This window comes from Nocardiopsis lucentensis DSM 44048, from assembly GCF_000341125.1.
GTDB classification, from domain to species: Bacteria; Actinomycetota; Actinomycetes; order Streptosporangiales; family Streptosporangiaceae; genus Nocardiopsis; species Nocardiopsis lucentensis.
The window spans coordinates 1-3,561 of sequence record NZ_ANBC01000607.1; the positions used below are offsets into that span (position 1 = coordinate 1).

Below are 3,561 nucleotides of genomic sequence, written 5' to 3' on the forward strand. Positions count from 1 at the left end.
GCGAGCGGGTCGTGCGCCTGCTCGGCCTGATCGGTGAGGAACTCGACCGCAGGCAGAAGCTGCTGGCCGCGCACGGGGCCGCCGACCTGGAGGAGCTGCGCGCGGCCGTGCCCGCCGCCGAGCGCCCGGCCCACATCGTGCTGTTCATCGACCGCCTGGACGCCTTCGAGCAGACCTTCGGCGAGTACAACTACGGCGCCCTCGTGGAGGACGTCACCACCCTCATGCGCGACGGCGCGGGCGTGGGTCTGCACGTCATCGCCACCGGCGACCGGGTCCTCACCCGGACCAAGTACTCCTCCACCACCGAGGAGCTCCTGGTCCTGCGCTGCAACGACCGCGGCGACTACGGCGCGGCGGGGCTCAACCACCGGGACCTGCCCGAGGAGGTCCCGGACGGCCGGGCCTTCCGCGCGGGCGACTCCATGGAGGTGCAGATCGCGCTCCTGACCAGGAACCTCCAGGGCGCCGCGCAGGCGGCGGAGGTGGGGCGCATCGCCGACTACGTGGCCCGCCGCCCCCAGGCCGGGGACGGACCGCGGCCCTTCCGCGTGGACGTCCTGCCCGACCAGATCGGCTACGCGGACATGGCCCGGTACCGCACCGAGCCCGCCCGGCCGCTCTCCGCTCTGTTGGGCGTGGGCGGCAACGAGCTGTCCGCGGTCAGCGCCGACCTCTCGCGTATCCCGACCTTCCTGGTCAGCGGGCCGCCGCAGTCGGGCCGCTCCAGCATGCTCACCACCATGGCCATGTCCCTGCTGGAGGCCGGGACCGAGCTGCTGCTCGTGACCCCGCGCGGCTCGCGCCTGACGGACCTGCGCACCCGTCCGGGCGTGCGGGCCGTCATCGACGCGGCCGAGCCGAAGCTGTCGCAGCTGCACGAGGCGCTGGGCAGGTTCCAGGCGGACACGGCGGTGGTGGTGGTCGACGACGCGGACCTGCTGCTCAACAGCGACCTGGGCAAGGAGTTCACGCGCATCGCCCGCGGCATGGTCGGCCCGGGGTGGGGCATCGTCGCCGCGGGCACCAACGAGACGCTCCAGGGCGGGTTCAACGGCTGGCACGTCCACCTCAAGCGCAACCGCGTGGGGGCGCTGCTGTCGCCGCAGAGCCAGGCCGACGGCGAAGTGCTGGGACTGCGGCTGCCCAAGGGCGTGTCCAGCCCCCGGCTGACGCCCGGCACCGCCTACCTGCACCTCGGTGACGGCCGCATCCAGCAGATCAAGGTGCCCCACCCGTGAGCGCGGCAGGGCCCGGAGGAGCCCCGCCCCCCGAACCGTGACCGACCGGCCTCCCGTGCCGGCGCCGGTCCGGGACGCTCTACTATCCGAATACCGGCACGACCCTCCCGGCCCACCCCTGCCCCGGGTGCCGTTCCCCTCTCCACTCGCCTCATCCGAACCAGGACCCGTCCCCAGTGAGCGCAACCCCCTCGTCCGTCAACCTGCCCACGACGGCCAGCGACCTGACGCCCTCCGACCCGACGCGGATCGGCCCCTACCGGCTGGTCTCCCGCCTGGGGTCGGGCGGTATGGGCGTCGTGTACGCCGCGCAGGACCAGCTCGGCGAGCTGGTCGCCGTCAAGCTCATCCACGCCGAGTACGCCGCCGACCCCGAGTTCCGTGCCCGCTTCACACGTGAGGTCGACCTGCTGCGCCAGGTCGGCGGCGCCTGCGCCGTGCCGCTGCTCGCGGCCGACACCGACGCCGAACGCCCCTGGCTGGTCACCCCGCTCGTGCGGGGCCTCACCCTCAGCGCCTACATGCGCAAACACGGCGCCCTGGACGAACGGCTCCTCCTCGGTCTGGCCGCCGGTGTCGCCGAGGCCCTCGCGCAGATCCACGCGGCCGGGGTCATCCACCGCGACCTCAAGCCCGCCAACATCGTCCTCTCGCCCGAGGGGCCCCGGGTCCTGGACTTCGGCGTGGCCCGCGCGGTCGACCAGACCGCGCTCACCCGCACCGGCGCCGTCATGGGGTCGCCCGGGTGGATCAGCCCCGACCACTACCAGGGCAGGCCCGCCAGCACCGCCGACGACGTCTTCGCCTGGGGCGCGCTCGTCTCCTACGCCGCGACCGGCCGTCCTCCGTTCGGCTCGGGCGACCCCGCCGCCGTGGCGCACCGGGTGATCAGCGGCGAGCCCGACACCGCCGGGTTCACCGGCCCCCTCGCCGACCTGGCCGCCCGCGCCCTGAGCAAGGAGGCGGAGGACCGCCCGACCGCGATGGAGCTGGTCAACGGCGTGATCGCGGTCGGCAACCCCGGGCGCGCGATCGCCCCCCTCCCCGACGCCTCGTCGGCGGGCGGGGCCATGGCCGCCCTGGTCGACAACAACTGGACCGGGGTGCAGACCGCCCCCGAGCGCGCGTTCACCGTGGCGCCGGAGAAGGGTTCGGGGGCCGGGCGCCGCGTCCTGCGCCTCGTCGGCGCCGGGGCGGCGGCGCTCGTGGTCCTCGCGGGCCTGGGCTTTGGCGGTGTGGCCGTCGCGCGGAACTGGGACGCGCTGCCCGTCGCGGCCTGGTTCGAGGACGCCCCCGACCAGTCGGCCGAGGAGGGCGAGGCCGGGGAGGAGGGCGACACCCGCCGCCCCGGCCCGGTGGGCGAGGAGCCCACCGAAGACGCCCCACCCTCCGAGGACCCGTCCGCCTCCCCGTCCGACGAACCCTCCGAGAGCGAGGAGGCCGACGCCGACGACGCCGACGGCGGCGGGGGGACGACCACCGCCATGGCCACGGTCGGCTCCGGGGTGAGCGCGGGCGGCGAACGCCCCTCCGGTGACCACGTGGTCGCCTTCCGGCCGGAAGGCGGTTCCGCCCGGTACGCGCTCCTCGACGGGGCCGACGTGACGTGCGCCTGGAGCTTCTGCCAGAGCCAGGGCGGAGGGGTCGCCAACGGGGCCTCCGGGACGGTCGCGTCCAGCCCCCGGGCGCTGACCGGCTACGTCAACAGCGGTGGCCGCACCATCGAGGCGCAGGTCACCTACACCACGGCCGAGGACGGCACGATCACCATCACTCGGCTGGTCGAGCAGCACCGCACCAGCGGCAGCGGGACCCCGCCGTGGTAGGCGGGCGAACACGCACGGACGGGAACGCCAGGAAGGACAGGAGAGCAATGCACAGGACCCTCGTACGCGGGGCCGCCGCCGCGCTGGCCCTCGCCGCGACCGTGGCCCTCGCCGCCCCGGCCCCCGCCACCGCCGCGAGCTACGGCGGCCAGTGCGGGGACGGGTACGGCGTGCTCGGCAGCGCCGACGTCTCCGGAGGCACGGTGTTCGTCACCTACAACTCCTCGGAGGGGAAGAACTGCGTCGTCACCGTCCGGAACAGCACGGGCAGCGCGATCAGCATGGACGCCGCGCTCAAGCTCAGCTCTGGCACGTCGTGGCAGACCGACCCGGGGCAGTGGCAGACCTATGCCGGGCCGGTGTACCTGTCGGCGGCGGGCCAGTGCGTGGACTGGGGCGGCTCGATCCAGGACAACTGGGTCGTGCGCAACGGGACGTTCTGCAGCTAGGCAGGGATTCTTCATCCTCGTCTTCGCCTGTCGCTCGTTCCTCGC

At 74.4% G+C, this 3,561-nt stretch carries 2 protein-coding genes and 1 pseudogene; all 3 read left to right on the forward strand.

What is annotated here, in order from left to right; genetic code table 11:
- Nucleotides 1-1,241, forward strand: a pseudogene (locus D471_RS35485) (FtsK/SpoIIIE domain-containing protein); the annotation flags it as partial.
- Nucleotides 1,242-1,417: 176 nt separating this feature from the next.
- The gene (locus tag D471_RS0121585; RefSeq protein ID WP_017600549.1) at nt 1,418-3,067 is read left to right on the forward strand and encodes a serine/threonine-protein kinase; all 1,650 of its coding nucleotides are present in this window, start codon (nt 1,418-1,420) and stop codon (nt 3,065-3,067) included.
- 47 nt (nt 3,068-3,114) lie between these two features.
- Nucleotides 3,115-3,516 (forward strand): hypothetical protein, encoded by a 402-nt coding sequence (locus D471_RS0121590; RefSeq protein WP_017600550.1) that lies wholly within the window; start codon nt 3,115-3,117, stop codon nt 3,514-3,516.
- Nucleotides 3,517-3,561: the final 45 nt, after the last annotated feature.